We start from the raw sequence: 26,997 nt of genomic DNA on the forward strand, positions 1-26,997 counted from the left end.
TGTATTCAGCAGCGCTACAGTGATTGTCCACAGGCGGTGCCAGCAGTAGCTTGGAAGCATCTGCTGCCGGAGACATTGCCATGCCTGAGTACAAAGCTCCCTTGCGCGACATGCGCTTTCTGATCGACAACGTGTTCGATTTCCACGGCCATTACGCGGCCCTGGGCGCAACGGACGCCAGCCCGGACATGGTCAGTGCGATCCTTGAGGAAGGCGCGAAGTTCTGCGAAAACGTGCTCGCGCCACTCAACCGCAGTGGCGATGAAGAGGGCTGCCATTTCGACAATGGCGTGGTGACCACACCCAAGGGCTTCAAGGAAGCCTTCGCCCAATACGTGGCAGGCGGCTGGCACGGCGTGGCGGCGGACCCGGCCTACGGCGGCCAGGGCTTGCCCCATTCCCTGGGCCTGGTGTTGAGCGAGATGATCGGTTCCAGCAATACCTCTTGGGGCATGTACCCGGGCCTGACCCACGGCGCCATGTCGGCTATCCACGCCCACGGTACCGACGAACAGAAAGCTACCTACCTGACCAAGCTCACCGCTGGCGAATGGACCGGCACTATGTGCCTGACCGAAGCCCACTGCGGCACCGACCTGGGCCTGATCAAGACCCGCGCCGTGCCCCAGGCCGATGGGGGTTATGCAATCACCGGCAGCAAGATCTTCATCTCGGCCGGTGAGCACGACATGAGCGCCAATATCATCCACCTGGTGTTGGCCAAGTTGCCGGATGCGCCTGCGGGTACCAAGGGAATTTCGCTGTTTATCGTGCCCAAGTTCCATGCGGGCTCGGGTGAGCGCAACGCAGTGCACTGCGGCTCCATCGAACACAAGATGGGCATCAAGGCTTCGGCCACGTGCGTGCTGAATTTCGATGGCGCCAAGGGATTTTTGATTGGCGAGGCGAACAAGGGCCTCAATTGCATGTTCACCATGATGAACCACGCCCGCCTGGGCACCGGCATGCAGGGCCTGTGCAATGGTGAAGCAAGTTTCCAGGGCGCGATCAAATATGCCAGTGAGCGCCTGCAAATGCGCTCGCTGACCGGCGCCAAAGCCCCGGAGAAAGCTGCTGACCCGATTATCGTGCATGCTGATGTACGCCGCATGCTGCTGACCATGAAAGCCTTTAACGAGGGCAACCGCGCACTGACCTACTTTACCGCGCAACTGCTCGATACTGCTCATCTGGGCAGCGACGCCGGCCATCGCCAGGAGGCCGAAGACTTGTTGGCCTTCCTTACGCCGATCTGCAAGGCTTTCATGACCGAAACCGGTCTGGAGGTGACCAACCATGGCATGCAGGTATTTGGCGGCCATGGCTATATTCGTGAGTGGGGCATGGAGCAACTGGCACGCGATGCGCGGATTGCGCCGATCTATGAAGGCACCAACGGTATCCAGGCCCTCGATTTGCTGGGGCGCAAAGTGCTGGGTAGCCAAGGCAAACTGCTGCGCGGGTTTACCAAGATCGTGCATAAGTTCTGTGGGGCGCAGGCCGAGCATCCGCAATTGAAAGCGCATGTGGCGCGGCTCAATCAGCTCAATCAGGAGTGGGGTGAGTTGACCACCAAAGTCGGGATGGCGGCGATGAAAAATCCTGACGAAGTGGGCGCCGCGGCGATGGATTACCTGATGTACAGCGGCTATATCATCCTGGCTTACCTGTGGTTGCGCATGGCGATTGCCGCCCAGTCTCAGGACGACGCCGCGTTCACCCAGGCCAAGCTGGCCACGTGCGATTTCTACTTCAAGCGTCTACTGCCGCGTACCACCACCCACCGCGCCGCCGTGGAAGCGGGCAGCGAATGCCTGATGAGTCTTTCCGGGGCGGCATTCCAGCTGGAGTGACTTAAAAATACCTGTCGGTCACAAGTGGACCCTATGTGTCTGAAAAGTTGTTCGGGTACACTCGGAGCTTGTAAAACCGATCCTATCGAATCACTTTTCACGTTCTCACGAGGTTTGCCATGGCTGATTACAAAGCGCCGTTGCGTGATATGCGCTTCGTCCTCAACGAAGTTTTTGAGGTCGCCAAGACTTGGTCCCAGTTGCCGGCGTTGGCAGACAGCGTTGATGCCGAAACCGTTGAGGCGATCCTCGAAGAAGCCGGCAAAGTCACCGCCAAATCCATCGCCCCCCTCAGCCGCGGCGGCGATGAGCAAGGCTGCCACTGGAAGGACAGCGCAGTCAGCACCCCGGACGGCTTCCCCCAGGCCTACAGCACCTATGCCGAAGGCGGTTGGGTGGGAGTGGGCGGCGACCCGACCTATGGCGGCATGGGCATGCCCAAGGCGGTGTCGGCGCAGGTCGAAGAAATGATCAACTCGTCGAGCCTGGCATTCGGCCTGTACCCGATGCTGACTTCCGGCGCCTGTGTATCGATCAACACCCACGCCAGTGAAGCGCTCAAGGCAGCCTACCTGCCGAAGATGTATTCCGGTGAGTGGGCCGGTTCCATGTGCTTGACCGAAGCCCATGCCGGCACCGACCTGGGAATGATCCGCACCAAGGCCGAGCCTCAGGCAGACGGCTCCTACAAAGTCAGCGGCACCAAGATTTTCATCACCGGTGGCGAACACGATCTGACCGAAAACATCATCCACCTGGTGCTGGCCAAGCTGCCGGATGCACCGGCCGGGCCCAAGGGCATCTCGTTGTTTCTGGTGCCGAAGTTCCTGGTCAATGCCGATGGCAGCCTGGGCGCGCGTAACCCGGTAACCTGTGGTTCGATTGAACACAAGATGGGGATTCAGGCGTCCGCGACCTGCGTGATGAATTTCGACGAGGCGGTGGGTTACCTGGTGGGTGAGCCCAACCGCGGCCTGGCGGCGATGTTCACCATGATGAACTATGAGCGCCTGGGGGTGGGGATCCAGGGCTTGGCCTCCGGCGAGCGTTCCTATCAGAACGCGATTGAATATGCCCGCGACCGCTTGCAGAGCCGCTCCCCACTGGGGGCACAGGCCAAGGACAAAGTGGCAGACCCGATCATCGTGCATCCGGATGTACGCCGCATGCTGCTGACCATGAAGGCAGCAAACGAAGGCGGTCGGGCGTTCTCCACTTATGTGGCGACGCAGTTGGACATCGCCAAGTTCAGTGACGATGCAGCTGCTCGGGAGCGCGCGGATAACCTGGTGGCATTGCTGACCCCCGTTGCCAAGGCCTTCCTCACCGACCTGGGCCTGGAAACTACCGTGCTCGGCCAGCAAGTATTCGGCGGCCATGGCTACATTCGCGAGTGGGGCCAGGAGCAGTTGGTGCGTGACGTGCGCATCACCCAGATCTACGAAGGCACCAATGGCATTCAGGCCCTGGACTTGATGGGCCGCAAGATCGTCGGCAGCGGCGGTGCTTTCTACACCCTGTTCGCCGATGAGATCCGCCAGTTCATCGCTGAGTCGGGCCCAGAGTTGGCCGAGTTCACCAAGCCGCTCAGCGCTGCGGTGGATAACCTGGATGAATTGACGGCCTGGGTGCTGGATCGCGCCAAGCACAACCCGAATGAAATCGGTGCGGCGTCGGTGGAGTACCTGCATGCGTTCGGCTACATGGCCTACGCCTACATGTGGGCGCGCATGGCCAAGGCCGCGTTGGGCAAGGAGAACGAGGAAGCGTTCTACGCCAGCAAACTGGGCACCGCACGCTTCTACTTCGCCCGCTTGTTACCGCGTATCCACTCGTTGAGTGCGTCGGTAAAAGCCGGTAGCGAATCGTTGTTCCTGATGGATGAGGCCTTGTTTTAAGGGCGAGGAGGGCATGTAAGCATTCTCTTACATGACGTGCTGCTATTCGTCCTCTATCGCCAAATTGGATCCACGGCTAATCTACTTCACATGGACGTCGCGCAGGAAGCGCAAAGCAACAACACGGACACGTAGGATTCTGCCAGGACGGCGGAGTGAAATGGATGTCAGGGAAACAGTCTGCAAAGCCCCGCTTCGGCGGGGTTTTCTTTTGCCCGCGAAAAAGTCAGGCACTTGCCTGCGGGGCATTCATCACATCTTCGAGCAAGGTGCGCAGCAACGCCATCGTCGCCTGCTGGCGCTGCACATCGCGGCATACCAAGCCTACCTTCAGCGCCACCCTGGGTTCACTCAACGGTTTCCACAGCAGCGCCTTGCTGTTGTGTTCGTCCTGGGAGCGGCCCGGCAGTACCGTCGCCAGCCGGGTGTGAGGCAGGCTGTCGAGAATGCCCACCATGGTATTGAGTTCGGCCTGCACCTGCGGGCGCCGTCCCAGGTTGGCCAACTGGCCCTGCCAGATCTGCCTGACTTGAAACTCCTCCCCCAGCAGCAACATCGGCAGTTCGGCTGCCTGTTTCAACGAGACTTTCTTGAATTCGCGCAACGGATGGTCTTCGGGAATCACCACCTTCAACTCATCTTCATACAGCAACACGCCGTGCAGGCCCGGCTGACGTGGCGGCAGGTAGCTGATGCCAATGTCGAGCGCGCCGTTGAGCAATCGGCGCTCGATCTCAAGCCCGGTCAATTCGTAGATCTGCACCACCAGATGGGGCTGGGCCTTGCGCACGCGCTCGAGCATCTGCGGCACCAGGCTGGTGTGCACGGTTTGCAGCACGCCGATGGCCAGGGTGCGCATGGCCTGGCCCTTGAAGTTGCGCAGCGCCTCGACGGCTTGCTGCATGCCATCAATGAGCGGCAATGCATGGTTGTATAGGGTGTGCGCCGCCAGCGTCGGTAACAGGCGCTTGCTGCTGCGCTCGAACAGGCTCACATCGAGGTTCTGCTCCAGTTGGCGAATCTGTTGCGACAAGGCTGGCTGAGAGATCGACAGGCGCTCCGCGGCACGGCCTACGTGGCCTTCTTCATACACCGCGACGAAATAACGCAGTTGCTTGAAATCCATAAGATTTGCTTATCGAAAATGCTGGAAAATCGAAATGGCGGCTGGCCCTGTAGACGCCTAGTCTAGCGCCTATTCGCAGGGCTTACAGGGCCGGATCGGACAATGAATAGCGTTTGTGTTGACAGCGTTTGCATAGGCAAGGCAAAAAATCTCCAGGTGGGTTGGTCAGGGTGTGCCGACCAAAGTCCGGTTGCCATCGGGGCTGACGTGTGAACCTGTTCAACATGCGTCGGCCAGCGCCGAGCCTTGACGATCTGATCCTGGATCCGCCGCACGACAACCGTTCCACTGAATCCCTCATGCCCACCGTGGCGCGCCCGCCTCAAGTATTCGTGCGTGGCCAAGGCTCCTGGCTGTGGGACAGCGATGAGCGTGCCTACCTGGATTTCAGCCAAGGCAATGCTGCCAACAGTCTCGGTCATAGCCCGCAGGTGTTGATCAAAGCCCTGGCCGAGCAAACCCAGGCGCTGATCAACCCCGGCACTGGCCTGCACAATCGTGCCCAACTCAATCTCGTCGAGCGTCTTTGCCGGCATACCGGCAGCGATCAGGCTTACCTGCTCAACAGCGGCGCTGAAGCCTGCGAGGCGGCGATCAAGCTGGCGCGCAAATGGGGGCAGCTGCATCGCGGCGGTGCCCATCGGATTATCAGCGCGGCCAACGGTTGCCATGGTCGCGGCTTCGCGGCGCTGGCGGCTTCGGCCGGCACGCTGGGCAACCGCTTCGAACCACAACTGCCAGGGTTCAGCCACGTCTCTTTCAACGACCTACCCGCTTTGCATGCCGCCGTAGATGCCCAGACGGTAGCCATCATGCTGGAGCCGATTCAGAGCGAAGCCGGTGTGATCCCTGCGACCGAGCACTACCTCAAGGGCGTCGAGCGGCTGTGTCGCGAACTGGGGATCCTGCTGATCCTCGACGAAGTGCAAACCGGTATCGGCCGTTGCGGCACTGTGCTCGCCGAACAACAGTACGACGTACGCGCCGACATCATCGTCCTGGGCAAAGGCCTGGGCGGCGGTGTGCCATTGGCGGCGCTGCTGGCGCGGGGCAAAGCCTGTTGCTTGGATGTGGGGGAATTGGGCGGCTCCCACCATGGCAATGCGCTGATGGCTTCGGCCGGTGTGGCCGTGACGGATACAGTGCTGGAGTACGGCTTCTTAGAGCATGTACGCGAGTCGGGTTGCTACCTGGGCGAAGGTCTCGCCCGCCTGGCCTATCGCTACGGCCACGGCCCATTGCGCGGAAATGGCCTGATGTGGGGGCTTACGTTATCGGATGATTCTGCGGATGCGGTGGTAAAAGCCGCCTTGCAGGAGGGACTTATCCTCAACGCTCCACAGCCCGACTGCCTGCGCTTCACCCCGGCCCTGACCGTCAGCAAAAACAATATCGACGAAATGCTCCAACGCCTGGCCCGCGCCTTTTCACGGGTGCGCACTGCCCAACTGCAATGTCGCAGGGGCATTGCCGTTTAAGCCTGTATTTCAGAACCGTCTCGCGGCATACGCGGCGCCTCCAGCCTGATTCTTTTGGCTGGGGGCGTTTTTTTGTCTGCTCAATAAAGGATGGCGCAGTGCCAGATCCCACTGAACCCTCACGAACCCCCAAGGTCGATTAGCTACACGGCTCACACGAGCCGATTTTATGGAGCTGACCCATGGACATCATTCGTATCATCATCGCCATTCTGCTGCCGCCACTGGGTGTGTTCCTGCAAGTAGGTTTCGGCGGTGCCTTCTGGCTGAATATCCTGCTGACCCTGTGCGGTTACTTTCCCGGCATCATTCACGCGGTGTACATCATCGCCAAGCGCTGAGGCCCTCAGCCTTTTGCAATGAGCCGTGAGTTGCGCTCATTGCGAAAGGCCAGTTGCTCGATGGTCTGGGTGGCGTGTTCGGCTTCTTCCCGCGCCTGAAGGATGATGCCGTGCTGCTCGGACTTGCTGCACACGGGGTCGGCATTGCTGGCGTCCCCGGTCAGCATGAAGGCCTGGCAACGGCAGCCGCCGAAGTCCTTTTCCTTTTCATCGCATGAACGGCACGGCTCGGGCATCCAGTCGTAGCCACGAAAGCGGTTGAAGCCAAACGAGTCGTACCAGATGTGCTGCATGCTGTGGTCGCGCACATTGGGAAATTGCACCGGCATCTGTCGGGCGCCGTGACAGGGCAGGGCAGTGCCGTCCGGTGTCACGGTCAGAAAGATGCTGCCCCAGCCGTTCATGCAGGCTTTCGGGCGTTCCTCGTAATAGTCTGGCGTCACGAAGATCAGCTTGCACGGGTGCCCTTCGGCTTCCAGCTTGGCGCGGTATTCGTTGGTGATGCGTTCGGCGCGCACCAGTTGTTCCCGGGTCGGCAACAAGCCCACGCGGTTGAGCTGGGCCCAGCCATAGAACTGGCAAGTGGCGAGTTCGACAAAATCTGCCTCCAGCGCAATGCACAGCTCGATGATGCGGTCGATCTTGTCGATGTTGTGCCGGTGGGTAACAAAGTTCAGCACCATAGGGTAGCCATGGGCTTTCACCGCACGGGCCATTTCCAGCTTTTGCGCGAAGGCCTTTTTCGAACCGGCCAGCAGGTTGTTCACCTGTTCGTCGCTGGCCTGGAAGCTGATCTGGATGTGATCCAGACCGGCTTTCTTGAAGTCGCTGATCTTTTGCTCGGTCAAGCCAATGCCGGAGGTGATCAAGTTGGTGTAGAAGCCCAGCTTGCGGGCTTCAGCGATCAGCTCGGCCAAGTCCTGTCGCACCAGCGGCTCACCGCCGGAGAAACCCAGCTGCGCGGCGCCCATCTCGCGGGCTTCGCGAAACACCTTGATCCATTGCTCGGTGCTCAGCTCCTTGCCCTGCTCGGCAAAATCCAGCGGGTTGGAGCAATACGGGCACTGCAACGGGCAGCGGTAAGTCAGCTCGGCCAGCAACCACAGCGGTAAGCCGACCTCTGGTTTTTCAGGCAAGGGTGATCCAGTGCTCAGCACGGGCGACCTCCATGAATTGCTCGATATCTTCACCGAGCTCAGGCACACCGGGGAATTGCTTATCCAGCTCGGCGATGATCGCTGCCACGTCGCGCTCGCCGTCGATCAAGCCACCGATCAATGCGGCGCTATCGTTGAGCTTGATCATGCCTTCAGGGTAGAGCAACACGTGGCCTTTCTGCGCGGGTTCGTACTGGTAGCGATAGCCCTGGCGCCAGGTCGGTTTCTTGCTGCGATCAAAGTTCATAGGGTGATCCCTTTATGCCAGACCCGCTGCTCGGTCACGCTGTGATAGGGCGGGCGTTTGAGTTCGTAGGCCATGCTCATGGCATCGAGCATGCTCCACAGGATGTCCAGTTTGAACTGCAGGATCTCCAGCATCCGTTCCTGGCCCTCACGGGTGGTGTAGTGCTGCAGGGTAATCGCCAGGCCGTGTTCCACGTCGCGACGGGCCTGGCCCAGGCGGGTGCGGAAGTATTCGTAGCCGGCCGGGTCGATCCAGGGGTAATGCTGCGGCCAACTGTCGAGGCGCGACTGGTGGATCTGTGGTGCAAACAGCTCAGTCAGTGAACTGCTGGCGGCTTCCTGCCAGCTGGCGCGGCGGGCGAAGTTGACGTAGGCGTCCACCGCAAAGCGTACGCCGGGCAGCACCAGTTCCTGGGAGCGCAGTTGGTCCGGGTCGAGGCCCACGGCTTGGCCCAGGCGCAGCCAGGCTTCGATACCGCCGTCTTCACCGGGGGCGCCGTCGTGGTCAAGCAGGCGTTGGATCCACTCGCGGCGGATCTCCCGGTCCGGGCAATTGGCCAGGATCGCGGCGTCCTTCAGCGGGATATTGACCTGATAGTAGAAGCGGTTGGCGACCCAGCCCTGGATTTGCTCGCGGGTGGCGCGGCCTTCGTACATCGCCACATGATAGGGGTGATGGATATGGTAGAAGGCGCCCTTGGCCCGCAGGGCTGCTTCGAATTCAGCCGTGGTCAATGCTGTATCAGTCACTTCGGTCGCTCCTACAATTCAATGCTCATGCCGTCGTAAGCCACTTCGACATTGCGCCGCACCAGCTCGGCTCGCTCGGGAGAGTCTTCATCGAGGATCGGGTTGGTGTTGTTGATGTGGATAAGCACCTTGCGCTGCTTGGGCAACTGCTCCAGCACTTCCAGCATGCCACCAGGGCCGTTCTGTGCCAGGTGGCCCATCTCGCGTCCGGTGCGGGTGCCGACGCCGCGGCGCTGCATTTCATCGTCATCCCACATTGTGCCGTCCACCAACAGGCAATCGCTGCGGGCCATTATGTCCAGCAGCGGTGCGTCGACCTTGCCCAGCCCCGGGGCGTAGAAGAGCTTGCCGCCGGTGCGCAGGTCTTCGACGATCAGGCCGATATTGTCGCCTGGGTGTGGGTCGAAGCGGTGCGGCGAGTAGGGCGGTGCAGCGCTACGCAACGGCAGCGGGGTGAAACGCAGGTTGGGACAGGCCGGGATGGTGAAGCTGGCGTCCAGCTCGATGCGGTTCCAGGCCAGGCCGCCGTTCCAGTGGGTCAGCATGGTGAACAACGGGAAGCCGGTGCTCAGGTCTTCATGGACCATGTCGGTGCACCACACTTGGTGTGGGCAGCCTTCGCGCAGGCTCAATAGGCCGGTGGTGTGGTCGATCTGGCTGTCCATCAGGATGATCGCGCTGATGCCGGTGTCGCGCAGGGCGCGGCCGGGTTGCATGGGCGCAAAACCCTGGAGTTGCGCACGGATGTCCGGCGACGCATTGCACAGTACCCAATTCACGCCATCGTCGGAGATCGCGATGGACGACTGGGTGCGCGCATGGGCCCGCAGGCTGCCATCGCGAAAACCTGCGCAGTTCACGCAGTTGCAGTTCCACTGCGGGAAGCCACCGCCGGCGGCGGAACCTAGAATCTGGACAAACATGATCGCTCCATCAGGCAAAGCTCAAAACAAAAACGCCTCGGGCGAACCGAGGCGTTGTATTACTCAGCCAATCAACGGCTGGCGAAGTACATGGTGACTTCGAAACCGATACGCAGATCAGTGTAAGCAGGTTTGGACCAGGTCATATTCTTACTCCTATCAAGGGATGGGACGTTCACTACCAAGTAATACATATAGTCCACCTCCCATTGGAGATGTTCAGATATTGCCAGGGAATATTACGCAATTCTTTTCAAGTTAGCGCTGTCTGGGTGGAAAAAGCCTGTTGCAGGGTTGGCAATGATCATTGCGCAGCTTGCCAATCATCGTTGACATGCGGCCCGTTCGCCACGCAGCGCCAGCCGCCAGCAGCGTTATTGAGCTGCTGGGCTGCGCGTTGCAAGTCCTCGCGTGTGCGGCTTTGAATCAGATGATGAAGTTGATCCAGGTATCCCGACGAATGACCCGCCCGGTGCGCGTGCCAAAGCAAGTCGGCGGCTTGGCTGACGGGCAGTGCCTGGGCGGTGAACTGCTGCGCCAGGGCCTGGTTGCCCAAGACTGGACTGCGTTCGATCAAGGACGGCAGTTGCCCCAGGAAGGTATGCAGTTGCTCGACAATCCCGTCCAGGGACGTGCTGGGCGATTGCACGCCAAACAACAGGCCGGTTTGCCCGTTGATTTGTCGGATACCACTGAACACGGCGTAGCCGATTTGCAGTTCGACTCGAAAACGCTGATAGAACGGCACTTGGAGCACATGTCCGAGTAACCGCCATGTGGCTTCATCGGCCAGCGATAGACTCGGCGTTGGGCAAAACAGCAACAAGGCGGCTTCGCTGGAGTCGGTGTTGACCTCGTGCCAGAGGTGTTGGCCGTCGATTGGCTGAGGTGTATACGGGATGTTCGCCGGCTGCCCTGGCAAATGGGCGGCTGCGATTTTGATTGCCGCTTGACTCGCGGTGGCTAGGCCAGAGCCCAGCCCCTGCCAGCGTGCGCCAGACCACAACGCTTGTGCTTCCAAGGGCTCGGGCTGCACCCCGGCGCAGCAAGCAGGCAACGCCTTGAGCAATTCACGAATGGCGATCAGCGGCACAGGTTCGGGCGGGGATAGCGGTTCATCGCACCTGTTCAGGCAACGTGCCAGTTCTTCGAGCACCGCCGGCATCGGTTCGTGAAGACCATGCATTTTCACCAGCCAATCATTGGCAATGGTTTCGCAAGACAACTCGACGCCCGCCTGGCGAGCATGTTCGCGCAACGGCTGCAGCGCGGGTTCGAGCCCGGTGGGGACGCCAGCGTCAAACCGCCAGTGCAGGTACAACGCGCCTTCGTCGGTGTCATCCGCCAAGGCCTGGCTGAATATCAGCGCCGTTAGCTCCCTGCGACCCCGTGAGCGATCCTGGGCAAAGCTACGCAAGCCACGGTGGGCGCTGGTTTGGCCACGGATCAAGCCGGCGCGTTCTTCCTTGGCCGACGGACGCAGCAGGGGGTTGATCGGTGGCAGCTGCCAGTTGTGCTCAGCGGCGGGCAGGTGCAGCCCGTCGAGCATGGCCTTGAGGGCTGTGACGCCTTGCTCCGAAAGGTCTTCGGTGTCGTTGCGAGCCAATGCCAGGGCGCCTTGGACCTGTTGTTGACGAGCGTTGAGCAAGGCGAACTCTTCGCGTAAGGCTGTCCAGTCGCTGCGTGCGAAAAAACTCAGCCAGTCGTACAGCAACGCTTCAATCTGCGTGGCCGATTCATTCCTGGTATCGAGGGCGAAGTCGATATCCAGCACCGCTTGGCCCGCGAACTGATACAGCACGGACGCGTGCACTGCGGTGGCCAGTTGTCGTGCTTTGAGCTGCGCGAGCAACCCGCCTGGTGCCGAAGCGTTGAGCCAGGTGCAGAGGAACTCCAGCGCTTCACGTGGGGCGTTACAGGTGATGATCTGATGCAGGTGCTGATTGGCAATGTGTTGATAGCTGTGTGCTGGGCCGTGCATCAAGGCGGGGGGAGCGGCTTGCGGATGCAGTGGCCCCGGGGTCAGTTCGTCACTGAATTGCTGGGCCAAGGCTTGCAGGTCTGCCAGCGATTGCGGGCCAGCGAGGCTCAAGGTCATCTGCCCACTTTGATAAAAATGCCCGTGGAAGTCGCGCAGGGCGTGCTGGAAGGCGTCACTTTCCACCGGCAGGCTGTCGCGGTTGCCGGCGTGAAAACCTCGTAGCGGATGATCCGCCGCCAGTCCCTTCATCAATGCCACTTGTAGTTGAGCCTGGGCATCCTGGGACCAGGCCACAAACTCCGCCTCCAGCACTTCGCGCTCACGCCGTTGATCATCGAGTGTCAAACGTGGATGGGCCAGCATATCCGCCAAGCGTGCCAGCCCATCTGCAAAGGTCGAAACCGGCAATTCGAAGAAGAAATCAGTGGTGCGCTCACGGGTGCTGGCGTTGACCTGTCCACCGTGGCGTTGCACATAGGCCATCAGCCCTTCGCCCGCCGGAAAGCGCTCGGTACCGAGAAAGAGCAGATGCTCAAGAAAATGCGCCAGCCCCGGCCAGGCCAATGGCACGTCATGACTGCCAGCAGCCACCCGTAAAACCGCGGCGCAACGTTTCAGGCGCGGCGCATGACGCAGGGCAACCCGCAGGCCATTGGCCAGGGTCAGGTGGATGGGGTGAGGGTGAACCGGCGCAGGCATGGGCACTTCCGAGGCATGGGAAGTGCCTATGCTAGCAAACCCACCGGGTCAGGGCTTGTGCAGTGCGCCGTAGAGTTCCGGGCGACGGTCGTGCAGGTAGTGATTGGCGGCGCGGGCGTCGAGGATCGATTGACGATCCAGCGTGCCGGCAATCAATGCTTCATCCAGGCCGGCCTGGGCGAGTCGCTGGCCATCCGGCGCGGCAATGCTGCTTTGCCCGCAGTACTGAATGTCGCCTTCATGCCCGCAGTAATTGGCATAGGCCACGAAACATTGGTTTTCGAAGGCTCGTGCACGCACAGTGACGTCGGCGACAAAGTCGAACGGCACCATGTTGGCAGTGGGCACCAGGATCAGTTCGGCACCGGCCATGGCCAGGCGCCGGGTATTTTCCGGAAACTCAAGGTCGTAGCAGATCAGCATGCCTACCTTCCACCCGTTCAATTCCACCACGGGAAAATCATCCGGACCGGCACTGAACATCGAGTGATCGAGGTCGCCAAACAGGTGGGTCTTGCGGTAGTTGCACAAGCGCTTGCCCTGGGCGTCGATCAACTGCACGGCGTTGTAGACCTGGCCATCTTCGGCCCGCTCCGGGTAGCCGTATAGAATCGCCAGCCCGGCACTCTGCGCCAGTTCGGCAATCGCTTGTGCCGACGGGCCATCCTGCGCCTCAGCGAGGGCACCAACGGCTTCGGCGCCGATGTTATAGCCGCTGAGAAACATCTCCGGCAGCACCAGCACATCGGCGTCGCACGCTTCATGGGCCACCTGGTGCAGACGCTGGAGGTTGGCGGCCACATCCAGCGGCAGCGGCGGGCATTGGTACAGGGCGACACGCATGGTCAACTCCTTACTCGGCGAGGGCGATTGGCCCGATTTCATCGAACACATCACCTGGCCCCGGGTTCTCTGGGTGGGTGCTGCCACCGAAGTGGGTCATGATGCCCCAGACCGCATTGAGCGAGGTCTGTACCGCGCCTTCCACCCAGGCCGGGGTCCAGGAAACATCATCGCCGGCGATGAAGATCCCCCGTTGTTCGGCGGGCATGTCCTTCTGCATGAAGTGCGCATACATGCGCTGGTTGTAGCGATAGTGACCGGGCAGGGCTCCCTTGAACGCGCCGAGGAAATGCGGGTCGGCTTCCCAGGAAACGGTAATCGGGTCGCCGATGATGCGTGCCTTGATATCGACTTTCGGGTAGATCTTATTCAACGCGTCGAGGGCCAGTTTGACGCGCTTATCGATAGGCTGGGGCAGCATTTTCAGCGCATCGCTCATCCACGAGTAGGACAGGCAGATCACGCCCGGTTTGTCGTCACCGTTATCGAACAGATAGGTGCCGCGGGTCAGGCGATCGGTGAGGGTCATGCTCATCAGGTCGCGACCGGTTTGCGGGTCTTTGTCTTTCCAGAATGGGCGGTCGACCATCACAAAGGTTTTCGATGACTGCATGTAGCGCGTGCGGTCCAGGGCCATCCACATTTTTTGCGAGAACAGGGTTTCGTCGCATTCGATCTGGGTGGTCAGCAACCAGCTCTGGCAGGTGGTTAATACCGCGGCATATTCACGGGTGTCGCCGTAGTTGTCGGTGACGGCGAAGCGACCGTCGGCGGCGTGGGCAATGCGTTTCACGCCTGCCCTTGGTGCGCCTCTATGCAGCGAGCTGAGGCTGGTGCCGGCGGGCCAGTGGGCGCAGCGTTCCGGCACGTGGCGCCAGATGCCCATGGGCACTTGCGCCACGCCGCCGACGACCAGGTGTTGATGGTCATCGCAATTGGTCATCACCACACGGAAGATTTCCAGCATGGAGTTGGGGAAGTCCGAGTCCCAGCCACCCGTGCCGAAGCCGACCTGGCCAAACACCTCGCGATGATGGAACGACAATTTGGCGAAGGCCTTGGAGGTAGCAACGAAGTCGTAGAAGGTACGGTCATCCCACAGCGGCACCAGTTTGTTCCACAGAGCCTTGAGGCGCGGTACATCGCGGTCGCGGATCGCCTGCTGGATGTCGCCGAACTGCGAGCCGGCTTCCAGGGCATCGGCCCAGGCATCGGCCACTTCCTGGAACAGAGCCGGCAAATCCGAGAGTTTTTGCGCGTAGTGGGTCTGGCCTTCCAGATCGATCACGGTACTGCCGGACGCCGGGGTCAGTGGGTTGGGAAAGGGTTTGGTCTCCAGGCCCAGCTTGTCCACGTAATGGTAGAACGCGGTGGACGACACGGGAAAACGCATGCCACCCAGCTCGGCGATGATGCCCTCGGCGCCTTCAAACGCCTGGGAGCGCAAACGCCCACCCATCTTCGAGGCTTCATACACCACCGGCTTGAGGCCCAGCTTCATCAGCTCGTAGGCTGCAACCAGGCCAGCGATACCGGCCCCCACGATCGCCACCTCGGCGCCATGGTGGGCGGCGGGAATACTGCCCAGCCCGGCGGGGTGTTCGATCCAGTCATCAAAGGCAAACGGGAAATCCGGGCCAAAAATGGTGATGGGTTTCTTGCCGTCTGCGGGGTGGCGATTGGTCTTGCTGATGGTGCTGGACGGAATGCTCATGGCTGACCTTACTGACGGCTCGGCGGGATATGGCCCGTTGAGTATAGGAAAAGATGGCAGCCAGTTTAGGGAGCGTTGCGTTCGTTAATAAGACGCAATGTGTCGTCGGATTGCACTGATTTTTGTCAATGTGACGAATCCAGTGGTCAGATTGGTTGGCCGCGATCCAGTTTGTTGCTGAGGATGATCGAGGTGGTGGTTTTTTCCACACCGTCGACAGTACCGATCTGGTCGAGCAGTTGATCCAACTGCTCCGGCGAATCGGTGCGCAGCCAGGCCACATAATCGAACTCGCCACTCACCGCGCACAACTGCTGTACTTGCGCCATGGCACTCAGCCTGCGCAGCACCTCCTTGCCGGAACGCGGTTGTACGGTAATCCCCACATAAGCCTGTAACCCCCCATCTGCAACGCGTTGGCCCAGGCGCACGCCATACCCGGTGATCACCTGAGTTTTCTCCAGGCGCGCCAGGCGCGACGTCACCGTGGTGCGCGCAATGCCCAACTGGCGGGCGAGCATGGCCACGCTTTCGCGAGCGTTGAGCTGCAAGGCGGCGATGAGCTGGCGGTCGATTTCGTCTAGGGGGGACAAGGGGAGGCTCCAGTGCGGACGGCAATGAGCAAGCATGGTACAGGCTTGGTCCGGCTGAAAGAACCGCGACGCCAGACACGCAAAAGCCGCGCAATGCGCGGCTTTCTTGTTTGGTGGGCCCAGTAGGACTCGAACCTACGACCAAGGGATTATGAGTCCCCTGCTCTAACCAACTGAGCTATAGGCCCTCAGTAGGCCGCGGATTATAACGATGGTTTCTTCAGTGTGCCATCCGAAAAATCCTCCTGCCTTGTACGAAGGAAGTTTGCGGCAAAAAGCGCCGGTGGCAGGGGCAGGCTGACGATGTAGCCTTGCATCTGTTCACACCCTTCTGCGGCGAGGAAGGCTTGCTGTGCAGTGTTCTCCACACCTTCGGCGATGATGGTGAATTGCATGCTGTGGCCGAGGGCGATGATGGCGCGCACGATGGCGACGTCGTGTGGGTCATCGGGCAGGCCGCGGACGAAGGATTGGTCGATCTTGAGGAAGTCCAGGGGCAGGCGCTTGAGGTAGCTGAGGGAAGAATAACCGGTGCCGAAATCGTCGATTGCCAATTGGACGCCCAGGCGCTTGAGTTGATGCAGCACCCCCAGGGCTTCTTCGGCCTGGCTCATGATGAAGTTTTCGGTGATCTCCAGCTGCAGGCAGCCGGGTTCCAGGCGGTAATCGTGCAGCAACTGTTCGATGCGTGACAGCAGCTTGGGGTGCCGCAATTGAGCGCCAGCAAGATTGACCGACAGTGGACCGAAATCGTCGAAAGCCTGTTGCCATACATGCAGCTGGCGGCAGGCCTGTTCAAGTACCCAGTCGCCAATCTGCAGGATCATGCCGTTCTCTTCGGCCAGGGCAATGAAGTGTTCAGGCGGGACTTCGCCCAAGGTCGGGTGGTGCCAGCGTATCAACGCTTCGGCGCCGATCAGTTCCTGGGTCACCAGGCTGCGCTTGGGTTGGTAATACAGGCTCAATTCGTCACGTTCGATGGCGCGACGCAGCTCGTGTTCCAGCGCTACGCGTTCATTGGCCTGGGCGGTCAGGTCGCGGGTGTAGTGTTCGACCCGGTTGCGGCCCTTGGCTTTGGAGCGGTACATCGCGGCATCGGCGTTTTTGACCAGGGTGGCGACGTCGGTGCCGTCCTGTGGATACAGGCTGGTGCCGATACTGGCGCTGATAAAGAACTCGTGCTCTGCGGCCTGGAACGGCGGTGTAAAGCAATCGAGCAGTTTATTCGCAAGGTGCTGGGCATCGCTGGCCTGTTGCAAACCGGGAAGCAGGATGATGAATTCATCGCCACCCAGGCGGGCCACGGTGTCCACGTCACGCAGTTGCTCCTTGAGGCGTACGGCGATGTCTTTGAGCAGCAGGTCGCCTATCGGGTGGCCCAGGCTGTCATTGATGTGTTTGAAGCGGTCGAGGTCGAGAAACAACACCGCTCCCTGTTTGCCGCTTTCCTGTTGGCCGTTGAGGGCGGCCTGCAGCCGACTCTCGAACAGGGTGCGGTTGGGCAGGCCGGTCAGCGGATCATGGTGGGCCTGATAATCCAGGCGCGCCTGGGCCAGCTTGAGGCTGGAAATGTCAGCAAACACGGCCACGAAATGTGTGATCAATTGGTCGTGGTTACGCACGGCGCTGATGGTCAGCCAACTTGGATACACCTCGCCGTTTTTGCGGCGGTTGGAGATCTCACCTTGCCAGTGGCCGTGGGCCGTCAGTTGGTGCCACATGGCCGCATAGAAAGCGCTGTCATGCAGGCCGGAGGCGAGCAGGCGCGGGGTATGGCCGAGGGCTTCGGCCTCGCTGTAGCCGGTAATCTCACTGAAGGCGCGATTGACGGCGCTGATGTTCTGGCGGGTGTCGGTGATCAAGACGCCTTCGGCGGTGCTTTCGAAGACCGTGGCGGCTTGTTGCAATTTTTCCTGCATTAACTGGCGTTCGGTGATGTCCCGGGCGATGGTCAGCATGCAATCGTCGTCGCCGATCGGTAGAGGGCGGCTGGACACCTCGCAGAGACGAATCTGGCCGTCGGCGCGACGAATACGGCAGATGAAATCGCGGACAAAGCCGTCGCGTCGCATTAACTCCAGCAGCTGTTTACGTTCGTTGAGGTCGACCCAGATACCCAGGTCCAAAGTTGACTGATCAAGTGAAGTGGCGCTGGTGAAGCCGGTCAGGTGGCTGAAACCTTCGTTTACCTCAATCAGCAGTCCATCGCTCTGGCGGCTCAGCAGCAGGCCATCAGGGGAGGCATGGAACGCCTTGGCAAATTTCTCTTCGGAGGTTTGCAGCCGCTGTTGGGTTTCCTTGAGTTGAGTGATGTCGCGCACCACCACTACCAGCGCTTCGGTGGTATCGAGTTGGAAGGGCTCAGCCGAGATCAGCCCGGTAAATGCCTGGCCGTTGCTGCGGTGAAATTGCATTTCCAGATTGCGGATACTGGTGGTCTGCACCCGGTGCAGCAAGTCCGGTTCTACCCCTTGAATGCCCCATATATTCAGTTCAGTAGCGGTTTTGCCTATGACCTCGTTGGCGCTCAGGCCAATCTGGTCCTCGAATGCCTTATTGACCTCCAGCAAGCAGCCATCGGACAGCCGCGCAATCACCAGGATGTCCGGACATTGCTGAAACACTGAGGCAAACTTCTGCTCGGACAGTTGCAGGGCTTCCTCGGTGCGTTTGGCTTCACTGATGTCGATCATCAAGCCACGTAGCACCGGCTCATGGCCATGTTCGATCAGGCTGACGATATCGCGAACCCACAGGCAGCGGCCATCAGCGGTAATCACTCGGTAGTCGACGCTATGATCGCGGTTGGCACGGGTTTCCCTGTAGCAATACGCCTCGGCTCGGGTCAGGTCGGCGGGATGGATAATATTGCGCCAGAATCCGGGAATCAGCCAATGGGCGCGGGGATAGCCGAGCAGGTCTTCGGCATGGGGTGACACATAGCTGTAGGTGAAATCGCTGATGCTCGCTTCCCAGGCAATGGCAGACAAGCTTTCCACCAGGCCACGATAGTGGTATTCGCTGCTACGCAGTTCTTGCTCAAGGGCGACCCGACGGGAGATTTCCGAGCTGAGCCGGCGGTTGATCCGAATCACTACTGCCAACACGGTGCTCAGTAGCAATACCGTTGGCAGACCGTATGTCAGCAGGTCCGCCCAGAGTGTGCGGTGATCCGTGAAGCTGCCGACCCAGTGTTGCTGGATCGCTTCGGTTTCGGCTGGGCTGAGGTCGGCGAGGACTTTGTCCAGGATGCCCACCAGTATTTTTTCAGCCCGTGGGACGCCCATCGCCAGTTGGTAGCGGTAGGGCGTTTCACCACTTACGTACAAACCATCGAGTTTGAGTTGGCGCAGGCTCCAGACACTGGAGGCCAGGTCGCCGACTACCGCATCCACTTCATCGGTGGCCAGGGCTTGCAGCGTCGAGCTGACGTTGGGCATTGCGACGAGATTCAGGTCCGGATGGTGGGTACGCAGCAACTCATGGGGCGCGTAGTTTTCCACTACGGCAATTTTCAGGCCGTACAAATCCTTGAGGTTGCGTGGTTTCGCGCCACCTTCATGGGCAAGGATGACAATGGGGAAGTCAAGGTAGGGACGTGTGAAGGCCAGGAAGCTTTGGCGCTCCGGGGTGGACATGATGCCCGGTAGCAGGTCGATCTGGTTGCTTTGGGCTTGTTCAAGCACTGCGGTCCAGTTGGCTGGCTCGACCAGCTTGATCCGCACGCCCAGGCGGTCCTGGATCAGGCGTACATAATCAGCGGCCAGGCCCTGGTAACGGCTGTTTTCATCACGGTACTCGAAGGGGGGCCAGGACGCGTCCACGCCAAGGCGCAGCTCCTGATGGTCCGTCAACCAGCTACGCTCATCATCCGTAAGAGTCAACGCGCCAGCCGTTGCGGTCCAGGTCAGCAGCGACAGTAGTAACACGGTCGGCAATCTGGGCATAACGGTCTCGTTATGGCACGGGGAATGATTCGAGTGTAGACGGGCATTTCAGAGGAGGGGCGTTGCAAAAAATTTTATCTATGCAAAACAAAACCCCCGGCCTGGGCCGGGGGTTCTGGTATCACTCGTCGAGGAAGGAGCGCAGATGCTCGCTTCGCGTCGGGTGGCGCAACTTGCGCAGCGCCTTGGCTTCGATCTGACGAATCCGCTCGCGGGTCACGTCAAACTGCTTACCGACTTCCTCAAGGGTGTGGTCGGTATTCATGTCGATGCCGAAACGCATGCGCAGTACCTTGGCTTCACGGGCAGTGAGGCCGGACAGTACGTCGCGGGTCGCTTCTTTCAAGCTCTCAACGGTGGCAACATCGATTGGCGACTGCATGGTCGAGTCCTCGATGAAGTCACCCAGGTGGGAGTCTTCGTCATCACCAATCGGCGTTTCCATGGAGATCGGCTCTTTAGCGATCTTCAATACCTTGCGGATTTTATCCTCAGGCATTTCCATGCGTTCGCCCAGCTCTTCCGGGGTCGGTTCGCGACCCATTTCCTGCAACATCTGCCGGGAAATACGGTTGAGCTTGTTGATGGTCTCGATCATGTGCACCGGGATACGGATGGTGCGGGCCTGGTCGGCGATCGAGCGAGTGATCGCCTGACGGATCCACCAGGTGGCATAAGTCGAGAACTTGTAGCCGCGACGGTATTCGAACTTGTCCACTGCCTTCATCAGGCCGATGTTGCCTTCCTGGATCAGATCGAGGAACTGCAGGCCACGGTTGGTGTACTTCTTGGCAATGGAGATCACCAGACGCAAGTTCGCTTCAACCATCTCTTTCTTCGCGCGGCGGGCCTTGGCCTCACCGATCGACATGCGACGGTTGATGTCCTTGATCTCGGCAATCGTCAGACCGGTTTCGGTCTGCAGCGCGATCAGCTTCTGCTGGCAGCGGATGATGTCCGGCTGCAGGCGACCGATGGCCTCGGCGTATTTCGCCTTGCCCTTGGCCAGTGCGTCGGTCCAGCTTTCGTCAACTTCGTTGCCCGGGAACTGGCGCAGGAAGTCAGTACGCGGCATACGCGCATCACGTACACAGAGTTGCATGATTGCACGCTCTTGGGCGCGCAGACGCTCAAGTGCGCTGCGAACGCGCTCAACCAGGCCTTCGAACTGCTTGGGCACCAGCTTGATCGGCATGAACAGCTCAGCCAGGGCTACCAGCTCGGCGATTGCCTGCTTGTTGCCACGGCCGTGCTTCTTCAAAGCCTTGCGGGTGATTTCCATTTGATCGGAAACCGCACCAAAACGCTGGGCCGCGACAACAGGGTCCGGACCGCTTTCGACTTCATCTTCGTCGTCGCTGCTGGCTTCAGCCTCGTCGTCGTCGGTGTCGTCGTCCGCTTTAGGGGCTTTCGGGTCGACAGGCGGCGGTACTTCGGCAGCAGGCGGCGCAATGCCGTCGTCCGGGTCGATATAACCGCTCAGGACGTCCGACAGGCGACCACCTTCGGTGGTGACGCGAGTGTACTCGGAGAGAATGTGGTCAACCGTGCCAGGGAAGTGCGCAATTGCGCCCATCACTTCACGGATGCCCTCTTCGATACGCTTGGCGATTTCGATTTCGCCTTCGCGTGTCAGCAGCTCGACGGTACCCATTTCACGCATATACATGCGTACGGGGTCCGTCGTGCGGCCGATATCGGTCTCTACTGCAGCCAGCGCGGCAGCAGCTTCCTCAGCGGCGGCCTCGTCGGTATCAGCGTCGGCCAGCATAAGGGAGTCCTTATCTGGCGCGACTTCGAATACGTTGATCCCCATGTCGTTAATCATGCGGATGATGTCTTCCACCTGCTCTGGATCTGAAATATCCTCAGGCAGATGGTCGTTGACCTCCGCGTAAGTCAGGTAACCCTGCTCACGACCTAGTGTGATCAACTCTTTGATACGAGACTGCTGTTGCGCTTTTCCGGACATAACACCCTATCCACTGAAGGTCTTGGCGGGCAAAAAACAAGCCGAGGATTATACCCGAGCTATGACCTCACACGCCAGCTGAGGTCGGGTTTGATGCGGAAACATTCTGTTTTAAGAGGTCACGCATCTGTTTTGCTATCTGAATTTGCTCTTCAGCCGACAATCCCGGCTGCCTGGCTCTCTTGATGAGTTCATCTAGGGTCTGCGTATGTTGACCCGTAGATAACCTATTAATGGTGTCTAAAAACTGTTGTTCAAGGTTATCGCCGTCAATTAGCCACTCCTTTTCCGCCAGGGCTTTCAATAAACGGCCCTGTTCCGTGCCGTGCCAACGAGCCATCAGCTGAATTGAGTTTAGCCTAGGATTTTTTTGCACCGCCTCTATCAGGGCAATAAGCACCTGGGCATAGGTGTTGCTCTCGTTGGCAAAATGGTCGGCGCTTTCAACCTTGCCCGCCAATTGCGGGTGGTGAATCAATGTGCGTAGCGCAATAAGTGTCGGGGCTTCTACCGCCACCGGCGTGCGTGGAGCGTAGGCTTCATCGCGATCACCGCGCTTACCGTTTTTGCTCCAGGGTTTCTTGTCCCATTTCTTGCCGCCTGCGCCGGGTTTCTTCGGCGTCCACTCCTGCTGGGGCGCAAAGGCCTCCTGGGGTTGGTGGAAGTCGGCATAGTCCGGCATGGCGTCGTAATCCATGCCGGGGTCGTAGGCCGGCGGCGCATCCTGTGGTGCGCTGTGCACCAGCTGACTTACGGCTTCGCCGCTCAGGCCGGTGATTTCCAGCAGGCGCTGACGCATCAGGGTGCGCAAGTTGGCGCCCGGGACCTTGTCGATCAGCGGCGCGGCGAGGGTGGCCATATGGGCCTTGCCTTCGAGGGAGCGCGGGTCGGCTTCTTCGGTCAGTTGTTGGAAAAAATAATCTGCCAGTGGTTGCGCATGTTGATTGATGCGCGCACGGAACGCGTCGGTGCCTTCCGAGCGCACCAGTGTATCCGGGTCCTCGCCTTCGGGCAGGAACAGGAAGCGTGCGCGGCGCCCGTCCTGCAGGCTCGACAGCGTGGCCTCTAGTGCTCGCCAGGCGGCGTTGCGGCCGGCCTGGTCACCGTCGAAGCAGAACAGCACGCTGGGCACCACGCGAAACAGGCGCTTCAAGTGCTCTTCGCTGGTGGCGGTGCCGAGGGTTGCCACCGCGTTGCGCAGGCCTTGCTGGGCCAGGGCGATCACGTCCATATAGCCTTCAACCACGATGATCTCGTCGAGGTTGCGGTTGTTCTTGCGCGCTTCGAACAGGCCGTAGAGTTCCTGGCCCTTGTGGAACACCGGGGTCTCCGGGGAGTTCAGGTACTTGGGCTTATCGTCTCCGAGCACACGGCCACCAAAGGCGATGATACGGCCACGGCTGTCGCGGATCGGGAACATCACGCGGTCGCGAAAGCGATCGTAGCGTTTGCCGGTCTCGGCGTTCTCCACCAACAAGCCGGCATCGATCATGGCTTTTTGCTGGAGGGTATCGCTGCTCAGGTGCTTGTATAGATTGTCCCAGCCCGGCGGGGCGAACCCCAGGCCGAAGTCGCGGGCAATTTCACCGGTAAGGCCGCGGCTCTTGAGGTAGTCGACGGCGGCCTTGCGCTGCGGATGGCTCTTGAGCGCCTGACGATAAAAATCAGCAGCAGCTGTCAACAGCGGATAGAGCGGCGAGTCGGTGGGCTGCCTGGGTTTGTGCGGGCGGCCGCTTTCTTCGCGGGGGATTTCCATGCCGGCGGCTTTGGCCAGGTCCTCGACGGCCTGGGGGAAATCCAGGTTGTCATGGTCCATCAGGAAGCCAAGGGCGTTACCGCCGGCGCCGCAACCGAAGCAGTAATAGAACTGCTTGTCGGGGCTGACGCTGAACGATGGGGTTTTTTCTTTATGGAACGGACAGCAGGCAGTGTAGTTTTTGCCGGCTTTTTTCAGTTGTACGCGTGAGCTGACAACATCGACGATGTCGGTGCGGTTCAGAAGGTCGTCAATAAAGCTCTGGGGAATCAGCCCGGCCATGGCGTTCTCGTCATCACTGCGTGTAAATGAGGGCCCGTGAAGTGTTCAAGCGCACGTATCGAGTGCTCGATCATCATTGTCTGCATGGGTTGTCAGGAAGTGTATCTGCCGAGCATTCACTGACGATAGTTTCTGATCAGTTTTCGGCATGGAAATGTTGCCCGGGCGTCCGGTCCTGGCCGATGAAAGGCCTCGGAAACGCATCGATGGGCACAGTCGACACATTTGATCGCCTGCTTGAAGAATAGGTGTGCTCGTCAGTAGCCTTGTAAGGCTCGTCAGAAGAGACGCGCACTGCTGGCAAAAGAGCCAGCCCTGACGTTTGAAACAGTGTCTCGGTCGCATGTGCGGCGTCGACGGTGAAGCATCAAGCGATATCCGCAAATGCCAACAGCCCGGCTGAGGGCCGGGCTTGGCAGAAGCTTGCTACGAACGTCTGTGTATTAGTACAGACGAACGGCGCGGCGCTGTTCGCGCTGAACTTTCTTGGCGTGACGCTTAACAGCGGCTGCTGCTTTACGCTTACGCTCAGAAGTTGGCTTCTCATAAAATTCGCGGCTACGAACTTCAGCCAGAACACCGGCTTTTTCGCAGGAGCGCTTGAAACGACGCAGAGCTACGTCGAAGGGTTCGTTCTCTTTTACTTTGACGGCTGGCATCCAGAGCTACCTTCTTTCATTACCGGGAATCAACGTTCTCGTCGCAAAAAATTCGCGGCTGAGGTCGTCGGTTTTTAAGGGTTGCGGATGTTAACCCCTCATTGCCCGGAATGCAAAGCCTCTGATCGAAAACCGCTAGTCGGGAGGGGGAGCGGGGACTATCATGCGCGCCTTCGAATTCAGCCTCTACAAGGCGCAAACCCATGCTAGTACTGGGACTTGAAACCTCCTGCGACGAAACCGGCGTCGCCCTATACGACAGTGAACGCGGGCTTTTGGCCGACGCGCTGTTCAGTCAGATCGACCTGCACCGCGCCTATGGTGGCGTGGTGCCGGAGCTTGCCAGCCGTGATCACGTCAAGCGCATGCTGCCGTTGATTCGCCAGGTGCTGGACGAGGCCGATTGTGTGGCGACCGAGATCGATGCCATCGCCTACACCGCGGGCCCTGGATTGGTCGGAGCCCTTCTGGTTGGGGCCTCTTGTGCCCAGGCGCTGGCTTTTGCCTGGGGCATCCCGGCGCTTGGTGTGCACCATATGGAAGGCCATTTACTGGCGCCCATGCTGGAAGAAACACCACCGAAGTTCCCGTTCGTCGCTTTGTTGGTTTCGGGCGGCCATACGCAGCTGGTTCAGGTCGATGGTATCGGCCAATACACCTTGCTGGGTGAGTCCCTGGACGATGCCGCCGGCGAAGCTTTCGATAAAACTGCGAAGATGATGGGGCTCAATTATCCAGGTGGCCCGGAAATCGCCCGTCTTGCCGAGAAAGGCGTGGCGGGTCGCTATATTTTCCCGCGGCCGATGTGTGATCGGCCCGGCCTGATGTTCAGTTTCAGTGGGTTGAAAACCTCCGCGTTGAACACATGGCAGCAGAGCGTCAGTGCCGGGGACGACGGTCAGCAAGCCCGTTGCGACATCGCGCTGGCATTCCAGCAGGCCGTGGTGGAGACTTTGACCATCAAGTGCAAGCGCGCCTTGAAGCAGGCGGGTATGAAGCGACTGGTGATTGCCGGTGGCGTCAGTGCCAACAAGGCGCTGCGGGCGTCCTTGGAAAAAATGCTTGGTGACATGAATGGCCATGTGTTCTATGCACGTCCGGAGTTCTGCACCGATAACGGCGCCATGATCGCCTATGCCGGTTGCCAGCGCCTGCAGGCCGGGCAGCATGAGAGTCTGGCGATCAGCGTGCAGGCGCGCTGGCCGATGGAGCAACTGCCGCCATTGTAAGGCTCTACCTGAACCTGGTTCATCTGGGGTAATTAAAAATGCCGTTCGCGACCGGCAAACAGGTCGCGTAGATTGCCGCGGTGACGCCAGACGATCAGCAGTGTCAGCACACTCATCGGCAGCAAGGCTTCCGGTGCCTGCCAGGCCAACAGCGGCAGGGTCAGCGGTGTAGCGATCAGCGCGGCCAGCGAGCTGGTTCGGGTCAGGTAGAAGGTCAGCAGCCAGGCGAGCATTGCCAGTAACGCCGCCGGTGGGTAGATGCCCAGCAGCATCCCGGCTGCCGTGGCAACGCCTTTACCGCCGCGAAAGTGGAAGTACAGCGGGAAGAGGTGGCCCAGGACGGCGCATACGCCCACCCAGGCCTGCTGTTGCAAGGTCAGGCCGAGGACGCTCGCGATCAGCACGGGCAACAAGCCCTTGCACACGTCGCCCAGCAGGGTAAGGATGGCGAGCTTCTTGCCGGCCAGGCGCAACATATTGGTGGCACCGGCATTGCCCGAGCCACTCATTCGCGGGTCGGGATTTCCCGTCAGGCGGCTGAGCAAAATGGCGAAGGACAGCGAGCCGAGCAGGTAGGCGAGAATCGCCAGTGACCAAAACATGCTAACTATTCCGGGCGAGGACGCCCTGATTCTAACGGGGCATAGCGCCCTTGTCGTGCTGCGGAGAAGAGTACTTGGACAGAGTGTTTATCGAAGGCCTGGAAGTCGACACCGTGATCGGGGCCTACGACTGGGAGCGCGGGATCCGGCAATGCCTGCGCCTGGACCTGAACTTCGCCTGGGATAATCGCCCGGCCGCCGCTGGTGATGACCTGACCCTGGCGCTGGATTACGCCAGTGTTTCCTCCCGTATCCAGGCTTTTGCCGAGCAGTCCCAGTATCAGTTGGTAGAAACCTTCGCCGAGCGCCTGGCCGAAGTGCTGATGAGCGAATTCCAAATTCCCTGGCTGCACCTCAAATTGACCAAGCCGGGCGCCGTGCCGGCTGCCAAGGGCGTGGGCGTGGAGATCGAGCGCGGATGTCTTTGACTCGGATTTACCTTGGGCTTGGCAGCAATATCGAGCGCGAAAGGCGTCTGAGCGCCGGCCTCGATGCCCTGGCGGGTTTCTTGACGGACATGCGCTGTTCGCCAGTGTTCGAAAGCCAGCCAGTGGGGATCAAGAGTGGGCCTTTTTTTAATCTGGTGGTGTCGGCTTATACCGACTTGCCGTTGATGGAGCTGGATCGCCGGCTGAAATTCATCGAGGCCGATAACGGTCGCTATGCGCCTGATCGCAAAGGCCTGCCGCTGGACATCGATGTGTTGCTGTATGGCGATTTGGTGGGAAATTTCGATGGGTTGATCCTGCCGCGGGCAGAAATCCTCAGAAACGCTTTCGTGTTGTGGCCGTTGTCGATGATGGCGCCCGATCGTGTGCACCCTGAGGCCGGCAAGACAATGGCCGAGCTGTGGCGCGATGCTCAGATCGACCAAGTGCTGGCGCCTGTCGGCTTTAAGTGGCAAGGCCGACAACTGACACCGCCAGCTCTCTTGTAGGGGTCGAGCTT

Annotated in this window: 22 protein-coding genes and 1 tRNA gene; 7 read left to right on the forward strand and 16 right to left on the reverse strand. The window is 59.9% G+C overall.

Annotated features, from left to right (window positions below):
- Window positions 1-80 precede the first annotated feature (80 nt).
- Together KVH01_RS07640 and KVH01_RS07645 are read left to right on the forward strand one after the other, a co-directional pair.
- Window positions 81-1,853, forward strand: coding sequence for an acyl-CoA dehydrogenase C-terminal domain-containing protein (locus KVH01_RS07640; RefSeq protein WP_217880947.1), 1,773 nt, complete (start codon window positions 81-83; stop codon window positions 1,851-1,853).
- A gap of 119 nt (window positions 1,854-1,972) precedes the next feature.
- Window positions 1,973-3,751 carry an acyl-CoA dehydrogenase C-terminal domain-containing protein gene (locus tag KVH01_RS07645; RefSeq protein WP_217880948.1) on the forward strand — a complete coding sequence of 593 codons (1,779 nt, stop codon included), beginning with the start codon at window positions 1,973-1,975 and terminating at the stop codon, window positions 3,749-3,751.
- Between the two features lie 226 nt (window positions 3,752-3,977).
- Here the strand turns inward: KVH01_RS07645 and KVH01_RS07650 are convergent, their stop codons facing one another.
- Window positions 3,978-4,877: a LysR family transcriptional regulator gene (locus KVH01_RS07650; protein WP_217880949.1), complete on the reverse strand. Its 900-nt coding sequence runs from the start codon at window positions 4,875-4,877 to the stop codon at window positions 3,978-3,980.
- 209 nt (window positions 4,878-5,086) lie between these two features.
- Here KVH01_RS07650 and KVH01_RS07655 point away from each other — a divergent pair, with 209 nt between their 5' ends.
- Window positions 5,087-6,355: an aspartate aminotransferase family protein gene (locus KVH01_RS07655; RefSeq protein ID WP_217880950.1), complete on the forward strand. Its 1,269-nt coding sequence runs from the start codon at window positions 5,087-5,089 to the stop codon at window positions 6,353-6,355.
- 182 nt (window positions 6,356-6,537) lie between these two features.
- Window positions 6,538-6,696 (forward strand): YqaE/Pmp3 family membrane protein, encoded by a 159-nt coding sequence (locus KVH01_RS07660; protein WP_003194776.1) that lies wholly within the window; start codon window positions 6,538-6,540, stop codon window positions 6,694-6,696.
- A gap of 5 nt (window positions 6,697-6,701) precedes the next feature.
- Here the strand turns inward: KVH01_RS07660 and pqqE are convergent, their stop codons facing one another.
- The 14 genes from pqqE to rpsU all read right to left on the reverse strand — a co-directional run bounded on the left by pqqE (window position 6,702) and on the right by rpsU (window position 24,218).
- Complete coding sequence (gene pqqE / locus KVH01_RS07665) at window positions 6,702-7,832, reverse strand: pyrroloquinoline quinone biosynthesis protein PqqE (protein WP_043049729.1); 1,131 nt, start codon at window positions 7,830-7,832, stop codon at window positions 6,702-6,704.
- Window positions 7,825-8,100 carry a pyrroloquinoline quinone biosynthesis peptide chaperone PqqD gene (gene pqqD, locus KVH01_RS07670; RefSeq protein ID WP_043049728.1) on the reverse strand — a complete coding sequence of 92 codons (276 nt, stop codon included), beginning with the start codon at window positions 8,098-8,100 and terminating at the stop codon, window positions 7,825-7,827. Before pqqD ends, pqqE begins: the two co-directional genes overlap by 8 nt.
- Window positions 8,097-8,849, reverse strand: a complete 753-nt coding sequence (gene pqqC, locus KVH01_RS07675) for a pyrroloquinoline-quinone synthase PqqC (RefSeq protein ID WP_046069807.1) — start codon at window positions 8,847-8,849, stop codon at window positions 8,097-8,099. The genes pqqD and pqqC overlap by 4 nt, the downstream gene beginning before the upstream one ends.
- An 11-nt stretch (window positions 8,850-8,860) precedes the next feature.
- Window positions 8,861-9,772, reverse strand: coding sequence for a pyrroloquinoline quinone biosynthesis protein PqqB (gene pqqB, locus KVH01_RS07680; protein ID WP_217880951.1), 912 nt, complete (start codon window positions 9,770-9,772; stop codon window positions 8,861-8,863).
- Window positions 9,773-9,843: 71 nt separating this feature from the next.
- Entirely contained in the window at window positions 9,844-9,918 is a 75-nt protein-coding gene (pqqA, locus tag KVH01_RS07685) for a pyrroloquinoline quinone precursor peptide PqqA (protein ID WP_003194766.1), read from the reverse strand.
- Window positions 9,919-10,076: 158 nt separating this feature from the next.
- Window positions 10,077-12,452 carry a pyrroloquinoline quinone biosynthesis protein PqqF gene (gene pqqF, locus KVH01_RS07690; RefSeq protein WP_217880952.1) on the reverse strand — a complete coding sequence of 792 codons (2,376 nt, stop codon included), beginning with the start codon at window positions 12,450-12,452 and terminating at the stop codon, window positions 10,077-10,079.
- A gap of 48 nt (window positions 12,453-12,500) precedes the next feature.
- A complete protein-coding gene (locus KVH01_RS07695; protein ID WP_217880953.1) occupies window positions 12,501-13,295 on the reverse strand; it encodes a carbon-nitrogen hydrolase family protein in 795 nt (264 codons plus the stop codon).
- A gap of 10 nt (window positions 13,296-13,305) precedes the next feature.
- Window positions 13,306-14,988: a flavin monoamine oxidase family protein gene (locus tag KVH01_RS07700; RefSeq protein ID WP_043049753.1), complete on the reverse strand. Its 1,683-nt coding sequence runs from the start codon at window positions 14,986-14,988 to the stop codon at window positions 13,306-13,308.
- Between the two features lie 167 nt (window positions 14,989-15,155).
- Entirely contained in the window at window positions 15,156-15,602 is a 447-nt protein-coding gene (locus KVH01_RS07705; RefSeq protein ID WP_217880954.1) for an Lrp/AsnC family transcriptional regulator, read from the reverse strand.
- A 111-nt stretch (window positions 15,603-15,713) separates the two neighbouring features.
- A tRNA-Ile gene (locus KVH01_RS07710) sits at window positions 15,714-15,790 on the reverse strand.
- 15 nt (window positions 15,791-15,805) lie between these two features.
- The gene (locus KVH01_RS07715) at window positions 15,806-19,549 is read right to left on the reverse strand and encodes an EAL domain-containing protein (protein WP_217880955.1); all 3,744 of its coding nucleotides are present in this window, start codon (window positions 19,547-19,549) and stop codon (window positions 15,806-15,808) included.
- Between the two features lie 121 nt (window positions 19,550-19,670).
- Window positions 19,671-21,521, reverse strand: coding sequence for an RNA polymerase sigma factor RpoD (gene rpoD, locus KVH01_RS07720; RefSeq protein WP_046069802.1), 1,851 nt, complete (start codon window positions 21,519-21,521; stop codon window positions 19,671-19,673).
- Between the two features lie 67 nt (window positions 21,522-21,588).
- Window positions 21,589-23,559, reverse strand: coding sequence for a DNA primase (gene dnaG / locus KVH01_RS07725; protein ID WP_217880956.1), 1,971 nt, complete (start codon window positions 23,557-23,559; stop codon window positions 21,589-21,591).
- A 443-nt stretch (window positions 23,560-24,002) separates the two neighbouring features.
- Window positions 24,003-24,218, reverse strand: a complete 216-nt coding sequence (gene rpsU, locus KVH01_RS07730; RefSeq protein ID WP_002551877.1) for a 30S ribosomal protein S21 — start codon at window positions 24,216-24,218, stop codon at window positions 24,003-24,005.
- 203 nt (window positions 24,219-24,421) lie between these two features.
- Here rpsU and tsaD point away from each other — a divergent pair, with 203 nt between their 5' ends.
- Window positions 24,422-25,447, forward strand: coding sequence for a tRNA (adenosine(37)-N6)-threonylcarbamoyltransferase complex transferase subunit TsaD (tsaD, locus tag KVH01_RS07735; protein WP_217880957.1), 1,026 nt, complete (start codon window positions 24,422-24,424; stop codon window positions 25,445-25,447).
- A gap of 32 nt (window positions 25,448-25,479) precedes the next feature.
- On the opposite strand, the gene plsY is transcribed toward tsaD, so the two are convergent.
- Window positions 25,480-26,049 carry a glycerol-3-phosphate 1-O-acyltransferase PlsY gene (plsY, locus tag KVH01_RS07740; protein ID WP_217880958.1) on the reverse strand — a complete coding sequence of 190 codons (570 nt, stop codon included), beginning with the start codon at window positions 26,047-26,049 and terminating at the stop codon, window positions 25,480-25,482.
- Window positions 26,050-26,123: 74 nt separating this feature from the next.
- Here plsY and folB point away from each other — a divergent pair, with 74 nt between their 5' ends.
- Window positions 26,124-26,477, forward strand: coding sequence for a dihydroneopterin aldolase (gene folB / locus KVH01_RS07745; RefSeq protein ID WP_043049718.1), 354 nt, complete (start codon window positions 26,124-26,126; stop codon window positions 26,475-26,477).
- Window positions 26,468-26,986, forward strand: a complete 519-nt coding sequence (gene folK / locus KVH01_RS07750; protein ID WP_217880959.1) for a 2-amino-4-hydroxy-6-hydroxymethyldihydropteridine diphosphokinase — start codon at window positions 26,468-26,470, stop codon at window positions 26,984-26,986. The genes folB and folK overlap by 10 nt, the downstream gene beginning before the upstream one ends.
- Window positions 26,987-26,997 lie beyond the last annotated feature (11 nt).

It is taken from the genome of Pseudomonas khavaziana, assembly GCF_019145205.1.
Lineage (GTDB): Bacteria > Pseudomonadota > Gammaproteobacteria > Pseudomonadales > Pseudomonadaceae > Aquipseudomonas > Aquipseudomonas khavaziana.

Coding starts and splice junctions, on each gene's coding strand:
- pqqB (WP_217880951.1), bottom strand. CDS start 9,772: ATGTTTGTCCAGATTCTAGGTTCCGCCGCCGGCGGTGGCTTCCCGCAG.
- KVH01_RS07695 (WP_217880953.1), bottom strand. CDS start 13,295: ATGCGTGTCGCCCTGTACCAATGCCCGCCGCTGCCGCTGGATGTGGCC.
- rpoD (WP_046069802.1), bottom strand. CDS start 21,521: ATGTCCGGAAAAGCGCAACAGCAGTCTCGTATCAAAGAGTTGATCACA.
- KVH01_RS07650 (WP_217880949.1), bottom strand. CDS start 4,877: ATGGATTTCAAGCAACTGCGTTATTTCGTCGCGGTGTATGAAGAAGGC.
- pqqD (WP_043049728.1), bottom strand. CDS start 8,100: ATGAACTTTGATCGCAGCAAGAAACCGACCTGGCGCCAGGGCTATCGC.
- plsY (WP_217880958.1), bottom strand. CDS start 26,049: ATGTTTTGGTCACTGGCGATTCTCGCCTACCTGCTCGGCTCGCTGTCC.
- dnaG (WP_217880956.1), bottom strand. CDS start 23,559: ATGGCCGGGCTGATTCCCCAGAGCTTTATTGACGACCTTCTGAACCGC.
- KVH01_RS07660 (WP_003194776.1), top strand. CDS start 6,538: ATGGACATCATTCGTATCATCATCGCCATTCTGCTGCCGCCACTGGGT.
- KVH01_RS07645 (WP_217880948.1), top strand. CDS start 1,973: ATGGCTGATTACAAAGCGCCGTTGCGTGATATGCGCTTCGTCCTCAAC.
- folK (WP_217880959.1), top strand. CDS start 26,468: ATGTCTTTGACTCGGATTTACCTTGGGCTTGGCAGCAATATCGAGCGC.
- KVH01_RS07715 (WP_217880955.1), bottom strand. CDS start 19,549: ATGCCCAGATTGCCGACCGTGTTACTACTGTCGCTGCTGACCTGGACC.
- pqqF (WP_217880952.1), bottom strand. CDS start 12,452: ATGCCTGCGCCGGTTCACCCTCACCCCATCCACCTGACCCTGGCCAAT.
- rpsU (WP_002551877.1), bottom strand. CDS start 24,218: ATGCCAGCCGTCAAAGTAAAAGAGAACGAACCCTTCGACGTAGCTCTG.
- KVH01_RS07640 (WP_217880947.1), top strand. CDS start 81: ATGCCTGAGTACAAAGCTCCCTTGCGCGACATGCGCTTTCTGATCGAC.
- tsaD (WP_217880957.1), top strand. CDS start 24,422: ATGCTAGTACTGGGACTTGAAACCTCCTGCGACGAAACCGGCGTCGCC.